This window comes from Pseudomonas sp. FW305-70 (assembly GCF_058783925.1).
The window spans coordinates 75,185-91,690 of sequence record NZ_JBYSYZ010000020.1 but is presented as its reverse complement, the minus strand read 5'-3'; the positions used below and the strand labels follow the sequence as shown (position 1 = coordinate 91,690).

Here is a 16,506-nt window from a genome sequence, read left to right as displayed (position 1 = left end):
TCCCCTGTGGGAGCTGGCTTGCCAGCGATGGTCGTTAACGATAACGCGTGTTAACCGGATAAACGCGGCGCATTTGAGTCCATCGCCAGCAGGCTGGCTCCTACAGTTTTCCGGGGATGTGTGAAGAAGATCCCCCTTCAAACCCGCCCTCCCGGCGGGTCCGGTTTGATGCCGGCTACGGAACCTGGGGTACCCGCCACAACATGGCGCACCGGCTACCAGGCTCAAAACCGCAGCCGTACTCTTGTGCCAGGATGTCTGCAAGGCGCTTGCCCAGCGTTGCCCCAGCAGTGACTTCAAACCCCAGCCGCCGGTAAAAGGGCGCGTTCCACGGCACCTGTGTGAAGGTCGTCAACGTGACACAAGCCAGCTGATTCAACCGTGCATATTCCATCGCCGTTTCAACCAACCTTCGTCCCCAGCCCTGCCCCTGCACGGACTGTTTGACCGACAGTTCATGGATATGAAGATCGCTGCCGTGGCGTTCTGCACTCAAGAAACCCATGGGCCGAGCTTGCGTATCGACAACCACCCAGCAAGTCGATAACGCGATCAACTGCCTGTGACGATCGACTGTCATGGTGGCAGCGTCCGCCAGCCAACCCAGCTCATCGATCGAACGGAATGCCTGAGCGGCGCAACGCTCAACAGCGGGCAGCAACGGTGCATCATCGGGTACCGCCAGGCGAATATGTGCAGGCATGAGTCAGCTTTTCTCCTCGACGTCCCGAATCACGGCAGCAAGAATGCGGACCCCGTCATGAACCTGCTGCGGTGTCAGGCCGGCATAACCCAGAATGAGTCCTGCGGGTCGCTCATGCTCTGCGCACGAGGGTTTGGCAAACAGCGGCGAGAGCGGATATACGCCAATCCCGCGTTCGAGCGCCAGCGCCTGCAGCCTGGGCTCATCCTGAGCGCGCAGTGCCGATAACAGCAGTACGCCATGCAGGCCCGCCGCCATGCCGACCAGTTGCCCGTGTCCCGCCAGATGTTGCTCGACAGCCTCCAGCAACGCCCTTCGCCGTAGCTCATTCTCCCGGCGCAGGCGGCGTACGTGGCGCTCATAGGTGCCACTCTCGATCAACGAGGCGAGCACGTTTTGCTCCCAGCGCGGTGAGTGACGATCGGTCAGCCGCTTGGCTTCACGGAACACATGCACCAACTCCCGAGGCAGCACCAGATAGCCCAACCTGAGCTGCGGTGAAAGTGCCTTGGAGAAGGTCCCGACATAAATGACGCGGGCTTGTGCGTCCATCGATTGCAGCGCGTCGATGGGTCGCTGACCGTAACGAAACTCACCGCCGTAATCGTCCTCAATGATCCACGCGCGGTGTCGACTCGCCCACCCCAGCAGTTCCAGGCGACGCGCGACAGGCAGCACCGCCCCCATGGGAAACTGGTGCGACGGCGTCACATAGGCCAGGCGCACGCGATCATCTTCCGGCAGGGCGCCGGTATTGAGTCCAAAGGTGTCGACGGACAGGGGCAGCGCCACGGCGCCCACGGCCTCAAAGCAATATCTGGCCATGCGGTAACCCGGTTCCTCGAAGACGAACCCATCGCCGGGGTTCAACAAAAGCCGGGCACACAGGTCAAGTCCCTGCTGCGAGCCATGCACCACGAGGATTTGCTCCGCATCGCACGTCAGGCCTCGTGCCCGTTGCAGATAGCCTTGCAGGGCGCTGCGCAAACGCGCCTCCCCTTCGGGCTGCCCGTACGCAAGGCTCGGCTGGCGCTTGACCAGTTCGGCACGATAGGCGCGCTGCCAGCCCAGGGCCGGAAAGTCCCTTGATGCGACCGAACCGTAGCGGAAATCGATGCGCGCACCCGGCGATGCCATGCCGTAGGGCTTCAGGTCGGCAACACGCTGCCCATACAGGGAAAGCGCAGGTGGCAGCGCTTTGTGCCGCACCGCGTTCCCCCTGGCGTGCCCGGACGAGGGACTGATCATGCTCGCGACCGTGGCAGCTTTACCCGCCGTTGTCGCGACAAAACCCTCGGCCGCCAGTTGCTCGTACGCCGCCGTCACCGTGGTTCGCGACACGCCGAGCTCGGCCGCCAGTGCCCTGGTCGACATCAGCTTCGTACCCGCTGCGAGCGTGCCCTCTTCGATCTGCGCCCGCAGCCTGGCATAGATACGGCGCTGCGCACCGCGCAAGGATGCATCCGGCCCATCTGAAAACTGGCCCATGGAAAAACCTCAAAACTGGCACTTTCTGTGATGCAGGTCGTGGTCGACATTATGGATACCCGGCCACCCGGAATGAAATCCCCATTTTCAACCAACAACGGCAAGGAGACCGCCCCTTGGAACTGGAACTGACCGCCACCACACTCCTTGTCACCTTCGCCGGCGTCTTTCTGATCTGCTTCATGAAAGGCGCGTTCGGTGGCGGCTTTGCCATTGTCGGCATTCCGCTGCTGTCGCTGGTGATGGACCCGATCACTGCCGGCGGACTGCTCGCGCCGCTGTTCATCGCCATGGACTTGTTCGGCCTGCGCTACTGGAAGCCGTCCACCTGGTCAAAACCGGACCTTGGTTTGCTGGTACCCGGCCTGGTCGTCGGCATTGGCGTCGGCTATTGGCTCTTTCGCGTGATGGACCACCGCGCGGTCGCCATCGTGATGGCAGCGATCACACTTATTTTTGTCGGTCTCTGGTTCAAGGCCGGTGGAGAAGTCCGCGTACGCCCGCGCTCATCGCCCAAGGCGGTGGCCGCGGGCGTCACCTCGGGCATCACGACCATGGTCGCGCATTCAGGTGGACCACCCTTGGCGATGTACCTGTTGCCGCTGGGTCTGAGCAAGCAGCTCTATGCCGGCACCACCAGCCTGTTCTTCACCGTGGGCAATCTCCTCAAGGCGGTGCCCTGGCTGCTGCTGGCCAAGCCCACTGGAAACGTGCTGAGCCTGATGCTCATTTGCCTGCTCGCCGTTCCCAGCGGTGTCTGGCTTGGCTGGCGCCTGCACGCCAGACTGGATCAACGCCAGATGTACCGCGCCTGTTACGGCTTGCTGGTGGTCACCGCCGTGAAGCTGCTTTGGGATGGCATCGGCGGCTACATCGCCTGAGACTGTCCCGCCATCTGAACGTATTGCTCAGCCTGACCCGGACCCGGGCGTTGCAGTGACCTTAACGCCACTGGAAATATCCGGTGGGCAAAAAACCAAATTGCCATGTGTTCCCTTCGTTCATTCTTGCGTCGCACTGTTCATTGTCCGTTCCCTGTACGTCTGGAGTTTCCCCAATGCCCTCGCCTAATTCCTTGCCCGCCGCGCTGCTGGGCCTGGCCCTTGTTTGTCCGGCCATGACCCAGGCGCAGGGCCTTGAACTGGGGCAAGTGCTGATCGGGGCCGAGGACCAGAGTGACGAAGACCAGGGGATCGAGGACGCCAGGGCCCGGCTGGCCCAGGTACCCGGCGGTACCAATGTGGTCGACATGCGCCGTCCGCTGCAGGGCCGTGTGGCGAGTAACCAGGATGTGCTGGCTTATCAGCCCGGGATCTATGCCCAGTCGGCAGGCAATGAGGGGGTGAAGATCTCGATACGCGGATCGGGCATCAACCGTGCGCCGGGTGCCCATGCCTCGGGGTTGTACGCCATGCTCGACGGTCTGCCGCTGACCGGCCCTGGCGGCACGCCCTATGAACTGCTGGAACCGCTGTGGCTCGACCATGTGGAAGTGCTGCGCGGCGCCAACGGTTTCGACCGCGGTGCCCTGGCCCTGGGCGGAGCCATCGATTACGTCAGTCATACCGGCTACAACGCGCCGAAGTTGCAGGTACGCTACGCAACGGGCAGTCACGGTTATCAGCAGCGTCAGGTCAGCTCCGGACAGGTGCTGGGTGACTTCGATTACTACGTGGCCATGACCGACGCAAACGCCGACGGCTACCAGGACCACACGGCCAGCGAGAGCCAGGGCGTGATCGCCAACTTCGGTTATCGCTTCAACCCGAACCTGGAAACGCGCTTCTACCTGCGCCACCGCCAGACCGACAACGACCTCGCGGGACGCGTGACCAAGCATTCCATCGAGCACGATCCACGGGCGGCCAACCCCGCCTACGTGGCGCGGGACGATCGCCGCGACGAGCCCGGCAGCACCTTTATCGGCAACAAGACCACTTGGTACCTCGATGACGATTCGAGCATCCAGACCGGCCTGGTCTACCACGACTACCCCATGGACTTGCGTGAAGGGCCCAACCGCCTGAAGGTGGCGTACACCGACGTCAGCGGCACGTTCGACTACAAGCGGCGCGACACGCTCTGGGGTCTGCAAAGCCAGAGCACCCTGGGCCTGCGGGTGACCAAACACCTGCCCAACGCCGGCGCCAGCGAGTTCGTGCGCATCCCCACCGGCAACACCGCCGGTTATGCGCCGGGCACGCTGATGCGCAACTTCACCTACCAGGGCTCGGACACGGTCCTGCATGTCGGCAACGACCTGGAGATCGCCGACGACCTGTGGCTGACCACCGGCCTGGCCGCCATTTACACCCGCCGTGAAAGCGACGTCACCTATCCGCAGGAAGGCGGCAAGACCAGCCTGCACGACTGGGACTATGCCCCGCGCGTGGGCTTGCGCTACCAGCTGACACCTGACCTGCAACTGTTCGGCAATCTCAGTCGCTCGGTCGAGGCGCCGCACCCCTGGTCGCTGATCTATAGCTCCAACGTTCGCTTCCCCGCCGGCAGCGGCCCCGCCACAGGCGCCCAGCGCGATCCGGTCAAGCTGCAAAACCAGACCGCCACCACCCTGGAAATCGGTGGTCGCGGTGACAGCACCCTGGGCCAGTGGAGCCTGGCCTGGTACTACGCCCAGGTGCACCATGAACTGCTCTCGGTGTTGCCGGACGCCAACGCCACCACGCCGTACGAGCTCAACGCCAGCCCCACCGTGCACCAGGGCGTCGAAGCCAGCCTGCTGAGCCCGCTCTGGTCGCCGGGCGATGGCGGCCAGTTGAGCCTGCGCCAGAGCTACACCTTCAGTGACTTCCACTACCGCGACGATGACCGCTTCGGCGACAACCGCCTGCCGGGCCTGCCGATGCACTATTACCAGGGCGAACTGCGCTACGACTGGCCACAAGGCTTCTTCGCCGCGGTCAACACCCAATGGGTGTCCAAGGTGGCGGTCGATTACGCCAACAGCTACTACGCCGATCCCTATGCCCTATTCGGCGCGACTCTGGGCTACAACGCGCCCAAGGGCGACTGGCAGACCTGGCTGGACCTGCGCAACCTGACCGACAAGCACTATGCCGCCACGGTCACGCCGGGCTACGACGACAAAGGGCTGGACGCGGCACGCTCCACCCCCGGCGAGGGCATGGCGATGTACGTCGGGGTGTCGTGGAGCCTGCTCTGAGGCCGCGTTGGACAGGCTTTGAACCTCCACACGGCCCCTGTACGCGTCAGACCTTGAAGTCGGTGGACAGCGCCAACGCTTTCCACTCGGTCAGTTCCGCCTCCACTAAGCGGTTTTTCGCCTCGATGCGTGCAACAGTGTCGCTGCCCAACGCCAGGCGTTGTGGCGGTTTCGGGGCGTTGACCAGCGCGAGCATCGCTTCGGCAAACTTCACCGGATCCCCAAGCTGCGCATGGTTGGCGCCTTCGGCAAACTGGCGCATCTTGCCGACGGTTTCCTCGTAGTCCGGCAGTTCCAGGGCGGTCTTGATCAGCGACTGCTCGTCCAGGAAGTCGGTGCGGAAGAACCCGGGTTCGACAACCGTCGCATGGATGCCCAGCGGCGCCAGCTCTTGGTGCAGCGCTTCGGTAATGCCCTCCACCGCAAACTTGGTGGAACCGTAGACGCCCCAGCCCATGTAGGCCTGATATCCACCGATCGACGAGATATTGATCACATGACCGCTACGCTGACGTCGCATGTGCGGCAGTACCGCGCGGGTGACGTTGAGCACGCCGAACACGTTGGTGGCAAACAGGCGTTGGGTTTCGCTGGCGCTGGTCTCTTCCACCGCGCCCAGCACGCCGAAGCCGGCATTGTTGATCAGCACGTCAATGCGCCCGAAACGCTTGATGCCTTCGGCGACCGCCTGATGTGCCTCTTCCTCGCGGGTGACGTCCAGCCGCACGGCGAGCAGATTCGGGTGATCGCCCAAGCGAGCAGTGATGTCTTGTGGCTGACGAGCGGTGGCAATCACGGCGTCGCCGGCACGCAGGGCGTGTTCTGCGATGAGGGTGCCAAAACCACGGGAAGCGCCAGTAATGAACCAGGTACGCATTTCAACTCCTCCTGCCTGCGACCCGAGCGTTGTTGCCGGGCCTTCTCGATGAGTTGATGCCACTTTATGGCTGTGCTACTGATGTGATAATCCCAGCAATTTTGCATGACTTTGTGAAAGGTATTCACAAATGAAATCCCCCTCCACCGCCGACCTGTCGATCTTCCTGTGCATCGCCCGGCACCTGAACTTCAGCCGGGCAGCGGTCGAACTGGGTCTGACGCCCTCGGCACTCAGTCACTCATTGCGAGCGCTGGAAAATCGCCTGGGCGTACGCCTGTTCAATCGCACAACACGCAGCGTGGCGTTGACTGACGCCGGGGAGCGACTTTTCGCACGGCTGAAACCGGCCTTCCGAGACATCGATGATGCCCTGGAAGACCTTAATAGCTTTCGCGACAAGCCCTCAGGGAACCTGCGCATAACAGCAGGCCGACAGGCGTGTGAGTTGGTGCTCTTGCCGATCGTCAGCCAGTTCCTCAAGGAGTATCCGGATATCCGCCTTGAGATCGTCGAAAGCGACGCCTTGGTCGACGTGGTGGCTGGCGGTTTTGATGCGGGGGTACGTTTCGGCAACCGTCTGGAAGCCGACATGGTCTCGCGGCCTGTCGGGCCGAACATGCGCTCGGTGGTCGTGGGCTCGCCGGCATTCTTCGAGCGACATACCGCCCCCCAGAAACCCGAGGACTTGCATGGCATCCCGTGCATCCGCCACCGCTTCCCCAGCGGCTCGATGTACCGCTGGGAATTCGAACGCGGCGCGATCACCCAGGAAATCGACGTCAGCGGCCCGCTCACGCTCGGCGATGTCAGCCTGATGATCGGCCCGGCACTGCAGGGTGTGGGTCTGGCCTACGTGTTCGAGGACATGGTCACCGCGTACCTGGCCGATGGCCGCCTGATCCAGGTGCTGGCCGATTGGTGCCCCTTTTATCCGGGCCTGCATCTGTATTACCCCAGTCGCCGTCATGTGCCCGCAGCGCTCAAGGCCTTCATCGACTTTGCCCGTACGGCTCAACACGCAACCGCGCGCGACAACTAAGCTTTTGTAACGTCACCTCGTCCCTCAAGGAGCTATCCATGAGCGCCGCTGCCCTGTCCGAACTCGATGCCGCCCTGCCCGGCCTGACCCGCAAGATCCGCGTGCTCGATGCGCTGTCCTGGCCCGATGGCGTCGAGCAGGACTTCCTGGCGAAATGGCGCAGCGGGCGTGCCACGCTGCCCAATGTCAAGTTGCAGCCCCGCGACCACAGCGCCGACATTGCCGCCCTGGAAACCTTTATCAGCCATTGCGATGTGGGACATCCGGCCGGGAACCACCTGGCCCTGACCGCCCGTAGCTATGCCACGGCCGGGCATATGCTGGGGGCCGTGGGTACTCCCGCCTTTACCCAATACTCGTCAGCGCTGTACCGGCGTCCGGATTTCCATTATTCGCGCCTGCAACTGAGCATGCTCGACGCGGCCCGATTCTTCCTCCAGACCACCGACGCCCTGTTGGGGGGTGCACGCATTCCACCCTGCCCCGCCGAGATCCCGGCCAAAGTGTTCGCCGCCTGGATTCAACCGGAACTGGACCGTTTCTTCGGCGTCGGACAGGTCACGGTGGTGCTCGATCCGAACCTGGCCGCCAAGGCCATCGCCGGATCGAGCCGCATTCGCCTGCGGGCCACTGCGCTGTTCACGGAGCTGGACAAGCATCAGCTGTTGCAACACGAGGCCTTCGTGCATGTCGCCACCGCACAGAACGGCGCGCGGCAGCCCAACCTCACAAGCCTGGGCCTGGGAGCGCCCCGCACAACCCAGACCCAGGAGGGCATTGCCACCCTGGCCGAACTGTTCACCGGCAGCATGGACATCAACCGTCTGCGTCGCCTGGCCCTGCGCGTGCTGGCCGTCCAGCAGGCGCTGGAGGGCGCCGACTTCATCCAGGTATTCGAAGGCTTTCTGGCTGCCGGGCAGACGCAAGAGGAATCCTTCCGCTCAACCCAACGGGTGTTCCGCGGCGCCGATCTGCGGGGCGGTTCAGCCTTTACCAAGGATGCCGCTTACCTGACCGGGCTGCTGGGCGTCCACACCCTGCTGCGCATTGCAATCCGCGATAACCGGCCGGAACTGATCGGGCATTTGTTTGCAGGGCGCCTCAGCCTGGCGGACACGGTACGCCAGGCGCCACTGTTCGAGTCCGGCTGGCTCAAGGAACCGACCTACCTTCCGGCCTGGGCCTCTGATCTGCGTCTGCTGGCGGCCAACCTGGCCTTCTCGGCGTTCATTTCCCGGATCAAGCTGGATGTGCTGGATCTGGACGTGTTCATGGCATTTGCCGAAGAACACGAAAGCGATGCCAGCGCACACTGATCAGAATCAGGACCTGGATCACAGCGTTTCAAAGCCAGCCTGTCTCCTTCAAATGAGCTGCTACCCTTAGGGAGCGGTGTCGAGGTACAGCTCTGTGGCTTGCAGAGTCGGCTTTCACCTGCCGGGGATTGATCCACTCATTTCAAGCCTGCCTGACCACATGGGGGGTGCAATGCACATTCCATTGCTTTACGCGTTGTCGGCCGTACTGTTATTGAGCGGATCTTCCAGCCTGGCACTGGGTGCGGATGAGACCGCAGCCGCACCGGCCCCGGTTCCGGCACCCGCCGCAGCCCCCTCACCGACAAGCGCGGCCGATGCGGCGCCCGTCGCCCCGGTGGCCAAGGATCCGGTGTTTAACCAGGAACAGCTGGATCAGATGCTGGCGCCCATTGCGCTTTACCCGGACCCTCTGTTTGCACAGGTGCTGATGGCCACCACCTACCCCGGGGAAGTCGGCGAGGCCGTCAGCTGGTCCAAAGCGCATCCGGACGCCAAGGGTGACGACGCGGTCAAACAGGTGGCGAACCAGCCCTGGGATCCGAGCGTGCAAGCGCTGGTCGCTTTCCCGCAGGTTCTGGCAACGCTGGGGCAGGACCCCGTCTGGGTGCAACGCCTGGGTGATGCCTTCCTGGCGCAGCCCGACGATGTCATGCAAAGCGCGCAACGCTTGCGTCGCCAGGCACAGGCAGCCGGCAATCTGCAGAGCAACCAGTATCAGAACGTGACGATCCAGAATGTCGCGGCGCCAGCACCTGCAACCACGAATGCGGCACCGGCACCGGCACCGGCTCCAGCGCCTGCTGCGGAACCGCCGCCGGCCAGCAGCTCCACCATCATCATCCAGCCTGCCGATCCGCAGGTGGTGTACGTCCCCACGTATAACCCGACAACTACCTACGGCACATGGCCCTACCCGGCCTCGCCGCCCGCGTACTATCCACCGCCACCGGCCTATTACCCTGGCCAGGCCCTGATGGCCGGGCTCGCGTTTGGCGCCGGCGTGGCGATCATTGGATCGTTGTGGGGTGAATGTGACTGGGGCAATAACGACGTCGACATCGACGTCAATCGCTACAACAACATCAACGCCAACAACCGGATCACCAACAACAAATGGCAGCACAACCCGGTGCACCGCAATGGCGTGCCCTATCGAGACAATGCGAGCCGCGCGCAATACGGCCGCCAACTCAACGGTGCCAGTCAGCGTGAAGCCTATCGCGGGGACACTGCCCAGCGCGCCCAGGCCCGTGAAAATGCCCGCAGTTCAATGGACAGGCACGGTATCGAACGACCTGCCACCAGCAACCGCGAAGCCCGTGATCAAACGCGCAAACTCCAGTCAGCAGCCGCGGACGGCAATCGGTTACAAGGCGGTGCGGACAGGCCCAAGGCGGCTGACAGAGGCCAGGGTACCGCCAGAAATACCCGGGAAAATCAGCAGCCGAGGCCCCAGGCCCGCCAGGAACCCAGAAACCAGACCGCCCAGTTGAATCAGCGCAGAGAAGGCGCCGCGCAGACGCGGCAAGCACCGAACAAACGGCCCGCCGCCAGTGCCGGCAGTGCCCGCAACAATGCGTTCGCCGGCGCACGCTCACCGTCCCAGGCCAACGTCCAGGCCAATCGTGGCCGGGCCAGCCAGGCATCCGCCCATCGCCCCAGTGCCGCCCGTTCGGCCGGTCACCAGGTCAGTCGGCCGTCCAATCCACCAGCGCGTCAAAGGGGGGGCCGTCGTTGAAAAAACATCCTCGAGTGAAAGGACTCACGGGCGTGCTGCCTCCTGTCCTTGCGGTAGCTGCCGGCTTGTTGTGGTCGTGCATGGCGACGGCGCAGCAGGCCTTTCCAACCCCGGAAAAGGCCGCAGAAGCCTTGGTCCAGGCGCTGGGTACGGAACACGCCGACCAGGCACGCCTGACGGAACTGCTCGGTAGTGACTGGCACAATTACATCCCGCGTGAAGGGGTGCAGCGCAAAGACGTCGATGCGTTTTTGCAGCAGTACCGCGAGCAACACCACATTGAAAAAAGCGGCGACCGCAAGGGCATCCTGGCGGTCGGCCCCGAGAATTGGACACTGCCGATCCCCTTGGTAAAAGTGGCGAGCGGCTGGCGCTTCGACTTGAAGGCTGGCAGTGCCGAGATCCGCGCACGCCAGATCGGCCGCAATGAACTCGACGCGGTCCAATCGGTGCTGGCCTATCACGACGCCCAGATGGACTATGCGTCAGTCGATCGGGACGGTGATGGCGCACTCGAATATGCGCAGAAAATCTTCAGCACCCCCGGCAAGCACGACGGACTCTATTGGGCGCAAGACGATAGCGGCCAGATCAGCCCGCTGGGGCCTTCGTTCGGCAAAGCCATTGCCGACGAAGAATGGCATGGCTACCGCTTCCGCATCCTTCATGGCCAAGGGCCTTCGGCACCGGGTGGTGCCTACAGTTACCTCATCGGTGACAAGATGAGCCGCGGCTTTGCCCTGATCGCCTGGCCGGCGAAGTACAACGTCACCGGGGTGATGAGCTTCATGATCAGTCACGAAGGCCAGGTGTTCGAAAAAGACCTGGGGCCCGAAGGTGAAAAACTGGCGTTGGCGATGAAACGCTTTGACCCGGATGACAGCTGGCAGGAGGTGGCGGCAGATCAGGATCAGGAGTAGCCCGCAGCAACCTGCTGCGGGCTGGCAGAACTATTGAAACGACAGGACGAATCGCTCTTCGCTGCCCGGGCTGTTGTCACGGCAAGGTTGCTCAAGCCTGAATCCGCACCGCTCCAGTACCTTTCTGGAGCCCAGGTTTTCCTTGAAGGCATAGGCCACCAGTTGCGCAAGTCCCCAGCGCATCCGTGCCTGCTCGATCAGATGCCTCAGCGCCAGTGTTGCCAGCCCCTGCCCGCACACGCGCTGATCGATCCGATAGCCCACTTCGGCAGACCCCATCGCCAGGTCGATGCTTTTGAGATTGGCTCGACCAACGATTGCCTGGCTTGAGTCCTCGACGACAAACGGGTGCCAGGCACCGCTGGCCAAACCCGACAGATAGCTATCGATATGATCGGCGACACCGCGCAACGAATAAAACGCAGGTTCGCGTGCATCGATATGCGATTCGAACCATTCACGGTTGCGGATTTCGAACGCCAGTAAAGCTTCAACGTCAGTGGTTTTCAGCTCGCGAACGCTAAACGATTCCATTCAGTGCGTCTCCTTTGCCTTGTGTCGAAACAGCGCAAGTCTATCGCATACCTGAACAACCCTGCCCTTCCTGAGTCCGAGCGGCTTGCACGAAACATATGGATAAACGTATATTCGTATGACCATATGTACAGAGCCCTGCCAATGCTCAACCCTGCCGCCGTATTCAAATGCCTGTCCGACGAAACCCGCGCCCGGGCCACTTTGCTCATCGCCCGTGAAGGCGAGTTATGCGTGTGTGAGCTGGTCTGTGCCCTGGACGATAGCCAGCCGAAAATTTCCCGCCATCTTGCCCAACTTCGCGGATGCGGCCTGCTTCTGGACCGCCGCCAGGGGCAATGGGTGTATTACCGGCTCAACCCTGATCTGCCCACGTGGGTGCGTGATGTTCTGCAGACCACGCTGGCAGCCAACGCCGACTGGCTCGAGGACAACAGCACTCGCCTGAACGCCATGGGCGACCGCCCTCTCAACACTGCCGCCTGCTGCTGACCCTTCAACCGTCGAGATTCCACATGCTGACTGCGTTTTCCATTTTCCTGCTCACCATGGTGTTGGTCATCTGGCAACCCAAGGGCCTGGGCGTCGGTTGGAGCGCCTCCCTGGGCGCGGTTCTGGCCCTGCTGGCAGGCGTCGTGACGCTGCACGATATTCCGCTGGTGTGGGCCATTGTCTGGAACGCCACCGCGACCTTCATCTCGCTGATCATCATCAGTCTGTTGCTCGATGAGGCCGGGTTCTTCCAGTGGGCCGCCTTGCATGTGGCACGCTGGGCCAAGGGTGACGGGCGACGCCTGTTCGTCTTCACGATACTGCTGGGGGCCGGCGTCTCCGCGTTGTTTGCCAATGACGGTGCCGCCCTGATCCTGACCCCCATCGTTGTTTCAATCCTGCTCGCACTGCGTTTTTCGCCGGCGTCCACCCTGGCGTTCGTCATGGCGGCCGGCTTTATCGCCGACACGGCGAGCCTGCCCCTGGTGGTGTCCAACCTCGTCAACATCGTTTCGGCGGACTACTTCGACCTGGGGTTCAGCGAATACGCCGCCATCATGGTGCCGGTCAACTTCGTTGCCGTGGCGACCACCCTCGTGGTGCTGTACTGGTTTTTCCGCCGTGACATTCCCCGGCACTACGCGCTCGATGACGTGATGGATCCGCGACGCGCCGTGCGTGATCCCCTCACCTTCCGCGTCGGCTGGATCGTTCTGGCCCTGTTGTTGGTCGGGCTGTTTGCCCTGGAGCCCCTGGGCATTCCGGTCAGCGCCATCGCAGCGGTCTGTGCCGCGCTGCTGTTCGCCGTGGCGGCGCGCGGGCATGTGATTTCCACCCGCCGGGTGCTGCGTGAAGCGCCCTGGCAGGTCGTGATCTTTTCCCTGGGCATGTACCTGGTGGTGTACGGGCTGAAAAACGCCGGACTGACCACCTACATGACAATGGCCCTGAACCGCATGGCCGAGTTCGGCATCTGGGGCGCCGCATTGGGCACCGGCCTGCTCACGGCCTTGCTGTCATCGGGCATGAACAACATGCCCACGGTGCTGGTGGGCGCGCTGTCGATTCAAGCCAGTGACGCCACAGGCGTAGTGCGTGAAGCCATGATCTACGCCAATGTCATCGGCTCTGACCTGGGCCCCAAGATCACCCCCATCGGCAGCCTGGCCACCCTGCTCTGGCTGCATGTTCTGGAGCGCAAGGGCATCCGCATTACCTGGGGTTACTACTTCAAGGTCGGCGTGGTCCTGACCCTGCCGATTCTGCTCATCACCTTGTCTGCCCTGGCCTTGCGCCTGAGCGTATAGCCCTGTGCGACCGCAAAGAGGAGTCACCATGCGCGTTCTGTTTATGTGTACCGCCAACAGCTGTCGCAGCATCCTGTCCGAAGCCATGTTCAACCATCTCGCGCCGGAAGGCTTTGAGGCAATCAGCGCCGGCAGTTTCCCCAAGGGACAGGTGCTGCCCCGCAGCCTGAGCACCTTGCAAGAGGCCGGCATTGCCATCGACGGCTTGAGCAGCAAAGGCAACGAGGCTTTCGAAGCCAACCCGCCGGACATCGTCATCACGGTCTGCGACAAGGCTGCCGGCGAGGCATGCCCGGTGTACTTCGGACCGGCACTGAAAGCCCATTGGGGCCTGGAAGATCCCTCGGACATAACGGGGGATGAAGCACGGATAGCAGCGGCGTTCCACTCAACCCTGGCGCGCATCGAAACGCGCTGCCGGGCATTCCTCGAACTGCCTTTTGCACAACTTGACCGCGATGCATTGAAGCGCGAACTCGAGCGCATCGGCACGCTTTGACCGGAGCCCTTATGACCCATTCCCTGCCCAATCTCGACACGGCACTGACCCACCCCATCGCCCATGGACGCAACGACCAGCACAAGCCGCGCATCCTGTTGTTATACGGCTCGACTCGTGCGCGGTCGTTCAGTCGCCTGCTGGTCGAGGAAGCAGCCCGGTTGCTCGAACACTTCGGTGCCGAGACGCGGATCTTCAATCCATCCGGCCTGCCGCTACCGGACGACGCGCCCTCCGACCACCCGAAAGTCCAGGAGCTGCTCGAACTGATGCAGTGGTCTGAAGGACAGGTCTGGTGCTCGCCAGAGCGCCACGGTTCCATGTCTGCGGTGTTCAAGGCGCAAATCGACTGGGTGCCGTTGGCGTTGGGGGCCATTCGCCCAACCCAGGGTAAAACCCTTGCGGTCATGCAAGTCTGCGGCGGCTCCCAGTCCTTCAATGTGGTGAATCAGCTTCGTGTGCTGGGACGCTGGATGCGCATGTTCACCATCCCCAATCAATCTTCAGTGCCAAAGGCTTTTCTGGAGTTTGACGACGCCAATCGCATGAAACCCTCATCGCTGTACGACAGGGTGGTAGACGTCATGGAGGAACTGGTGAAATTTACCCTGCTGCTACGGGATCGCCCCGACCTGGTTGACCGCTACTCGGAACGCAAAGAGTCCGCGCAAGAGCTGACTCAGCGCGTGAATCAGCGGTCGATCTGACGATAGAGATCTGGCTCGACAGCCGAAAAAAAGTCGCAAACCCCATGACGTTTCAGGGCTTGCGACTCTTTGCCGATACGTCCCTCAAGCTCCCGGGACGTTTTCTACGGTAGGCCTGCCGTGGTCATTGCCGAACGTGCAGGCTCAGTTCTCTACCTCCATCGCATCGAGATCCGGTTCGTCCGGGGCGTCCGCCATATCCTCTCTGACGTCCTTCGCCTCAACTTTGGCGGCCTCTCTGGCTGCCTTCGCCTCGGCTTTGGCGGCGTCCCTCGCGGCATCCGCGGTAGCCCGGGCAGCATCCCTGGCGGCATCTGCTTCGGCCTTGGCGGCGTCCCGAGCTGCATCCGCAGCGGCACGGGCAGCGTCTCTGGCGGCGTCTGCGTCATCGTCCGCTACGCCAGCCGCTTTTGCAGCATCCCGGGCGGCATCTGCTTCAGCCCTGGCGGCGTCCCGGGCAGCATCTGCAGTCGCTTTTGCCGCATCACGAGCGGCATCAGCAGTCGCTCTGGCCGCGTCACGGGCTGCATTGGCATCAGCCTTGGCAGCGTCCCTGGCTGCATCGGCGGCATCGTTGTCAGCATCATGATCAGCGTCGTCCGCGTCGTTGTCATGGGCGTTGCCCGGGCCTTTGTTCCCGGCTACACCACCATGGTCAGCGTCGCCGCGTCCCGGGCCTCCATGACCGTCACCGTCATGGCCAGCAGCCCCATGATCGCCATGATCGCCACCCTCTCCTCCATGGCCACCGGCACCGTGACCGCCGTCACCACCACCGTGGCCACCACCGCCGTTACCGCCACCGTGACCGCCACCACCACCGCCTCCACCGCTGCCGCCATCCTTGGCATACACGCTGGAGAAACTACCGATGTAATCGGGCACCAGGACAGTCGATGCCGACAGGACTCCACCGATTGCCAGAGCCAATAAACATTTCTTGAGCAGCATGATGCACCTCCGCATGGAGTTGCGAACTCATCTCCGTATCGAACGCAATGTCCAGTGAGTTCCCGGCCGCCCATTGGAGCAGCCGGCCAACCGGCACGGCCATCAATCTGCAACATTGATGAGCTACTGCGGTATACGCACGATCCCTCAGAGCCAGTTGGCATCGTTGCGCGGGAAACATTCCCACATATTTTTTTGGATAAGTGCTTTCAGCCCGAGTTCAAAAAAAAGAATCAGCACTGACACATGGGTTGAGCAACAACTTCAACTCACAGCAAGCCAGCTGCCAGACTGCCCGCAGCAACGAGCCAGACCACTACAACGATCACCGCAGCAAATCTGTTCACTGGCCGCTTCCTGTGGCTTTTCTCCCACTCACTCGCTTTGATCCGACAATCTTCGAGCACCTGTGCAGGCATCAAGCGAATAGCGAGCACAATGCCAAGCGGCAAAATAATCACATCGTCCAGATACCCAAGCACAGGAATGAAATCGGGAATGAGGTCGATTGGACTCAGTGCATACGCGACGACAAAAACCGAAATCCATTTGGGTAACCAGGGTGTTTGCGGATGCTGAAAGCAAAACCAGAGGACCATCGTTTGCTGTTTGAGCTTTCTGGCCCAGCCACGTAAACGATCAAGTAGATGTTTCATATCGGCATCGTCTGTACTTGAAACTTGAAGGCGCGTGCCTGCGAGCGTAGCGCCTTGGGTGATTGACAGCCATGAGTCGAGAGCTGGCA

General features: G+C 62.3%; 16 protein-coding genes. 10 read left to right on the top strand and 6 right to left on the bottom strand.

Annotated elements, in window-relative coordinates:
• Positions 1-175: 175 nt before the first annotated feature.
• Both AC3WN7_RS16740 and pdxR read right to left on the bottom strand, forming a co-directional pair.
• A complete protein-coding gene (locus AC3WN7_RS16740; RefSeq protein WP_095966885.1) occupies positions 176-703 on the bottom strand; it encodes a GNAT family N-acetyltransferase in 528 nt (175 codons plus the stop codon).
• A 3-nt stretch (positions 704-706) separates the two neighbouring features.
• Entirely contained in the window at positions 707-2,191 is a 1,485-nt protein-coding gene (pdxR, locus tag AC3WN7_RS16735) for a MocR-like pyridoxine biosynthesis transcription factor PdxR (protein ID WP_095966886.1), read from the bottom strand.
• A gap of 116 nt (positions 2,192-2,307) precedes the next feature.
• Here pdxR and AC3WN7_RS16730 point away from each other — a divergent pair, with 116 nt between their 5' ends.
• Together AC3WN7_RS16730 and AC3WN7_RS16725 are read left to right on the top strand one after the other, a co-directional pair.
• A complete protein-coding gene (locus AC3WN7_RS16730; RefSeq protein WP_095966887.1) occupies positions 2,308-3,072 on the top strand; it encodes a sulfite exporter TauE/SafE family protein in 765 nt (254 codons plus the stop codon).
• A gap of 176 nt (positions 3,073-3,248) precedes the next feature.
• Positions 3,249-5,375 (top strand): TonB-dependent receptor family protein, encoded by a 2,127-nt coding sequence (locus tag AC3WN7_RS16725; protein WP_095966888.1) that lies wholly within the window; start codon positions 3,249-3,251, stop codon positions 5,373-5,375.
• A 46-nt stretch (positions 5,376-5,421) separates the two neighbouring features.
• Here the strand turns inward: AC3WN7_RS16725 and AC3WN7_RS16720 are convergent, their stop codons facing one another.
• Complete coding sequence (locus AC3WN7_RS16720) at positions 5,422-6,252, bottom strand: oxidoreductase (RefSeq protein ID WP_102674269.1); 831 nt, start codon at positions 6,250-6,252, stop codon at positions 5,422-5,424.
• Positions 6,253-6,382: 130 nt separating this feature from the next.
• On the opposite strand from AC3WN7_RS16720, the gene AC3WN7_RS16715 reads away from it, so the two are divergent.
• The 4 genes from AC3WN7_RS16715 (at position 6,383) to AC3WN7_RS16700 (ending at position 11,271) form a co-directional block, all read left to right on the top strand.
• Positions 6,383-7,294 carry a LysR family transcriptional regulator gene (locus AC3WN7_RS16715; protein WP_102674270.1) on the top strand — a complete coding sequence of 304 codons (912 nt, stop codon included), beginning with the start codon at positions 6,383-6,385 and terminating at the stop codon, positions 7,292-7,294.
• 38 nt (positions 7,295-7,332) lie between these two features.
• On the top strand, positions 7,333-8,610 hold the full coding sequence (locus tag AC3WN7_RS16710; protein WP_102674271.1) for a tyrosine/phenylalanine carboxypeptidase domain-containing protein: 1,278 nt from the start codon (positions 7,333-7,335) through the stop codon (positions 8,608-8,610).
• A 172-nt stretch (positions 8,611-8,782) separates the two neighbouring features.
• Positions 8,783-10,351: a DUF3300 domain-containing protein gene (locus AC3WN7_RS16705; protein ID WP_102674272.1), complete on the top strand. Its 1,569-nt coding sequence runs from the start codon at positions 8,783-8,785 to the stop codon at positions 10,349-10,351.
• An 80-nt stretch (positions 10,352-10,431) separates the two neighbouring features.
• A complete protein-coding gene (locus AC3WN7_RS16700; RefSeq protein WP_095966893.1) occupies positions 10,432-11,271 on the top strand; it encodes a DUF2950 domain-containing protein in 840 nt (279 codons plus the stop codon).
• 30 nt (positions 11,272-11,301) lie between these two features.
• Here the strand turns inward: AC3WN7_RS16700 and AC3WN7_RS16695 are convergent, their stop codons facing one another.
• Positions 11,302-11,805, bottom strand: coding sequence for a GNAT family N-acetyltransferase (locus AC3WN7_RS16695; RefSeq protein WP_102674273.1), 504 nt, complete (start codon positions 11,803-11,805; stop codon positions 11,302-11,304).
• Positions 11,806-11,949: 144 nt separating this feature from the next.
• Here AC3WN7_RS16695 and AC3WN7_RS16690 point away from each other — a divergent pair, with 144 nt between their 5' ends.
• The 4 genes from AC3WN7_RS16690 to arsH are packed head-to-tail and all read left to right on the top strand — an operon-like array spanning position 11,950 to position 14,810.
• On the top strand, positions 11,950-12,297 hold the full coding sequence (locus AC3WN7_RS16690) for a metalloregulator ArsR/SmtB family transcription factor (RefSeq protein WP_102674274.1): 348 nt from the start codon (positions 11,950-11,952) through the stop codon (positions 12,295-12,297).
• Between the two features lie 23 nt (positions 12,298-12,320).
• Entirely contained in the window at positions 12,321-13,604 is a 1,284-nt protein-coding gene (locus AC3WN7_RS16685; protein ID WP_095966896.1) for an arsenic transporter, read from the top strand.
• Positions 13,605-13,632: 28 nt separating this feature from the next.
• On the top strand, positions 13,633-14,103 hold the full coding sequence (locus AC3WN7_RS16680) for an arsenate reductase ArsC (RefSeq protein ID WP_102674275.1): 471 nt from the start codon (positions 13,633-13,635) through the stop codon (positions 14,101-14,103).
• A gap of 11 nt (positions 14,104-14,114) precedes the next feature.
• Entirely contained in the window at positions 14,115-14,810 is a 696-nt protein-coding gene (arsH, locus tag AC3WN7_RS16675; protein ID WP_095966898.1) for an arsenical resistance protein ArsH, read from the top strand.
• A 144-nt stretch (positions 14,811-14,954) separates the two neighbouring features.
• On the opposite strand, the gene AC3WN7_RS16670 is transcribed toward arsH, so the two are convergent.
• The gene (locus AC3WN7_RS16670) at positions 14,955-15,761 is read right to left on the bottom strand and encodes a hypothetical protein (protein WP_102674276.1); all 807 of its coding nucleotides are present in this window, start codon (positions 15,759-15,761) and stop codon (positions 14,955-14,957) included.
• Between the two features lie 269 nt (positions 15,762-16,030).
• Positions 16,031-16,417: a YkvA family protein gene (locus AC3WN7_RS16665; protein WP_102674277.1), complete on the bottom strand. Its 387-nt coding sequence runs from the start codon at positions 16,415-16,417 to the stop codon at positions 16,031-16,033.
• Positions 16,418-16,506 lie beyond the last annotated feature (89 nt).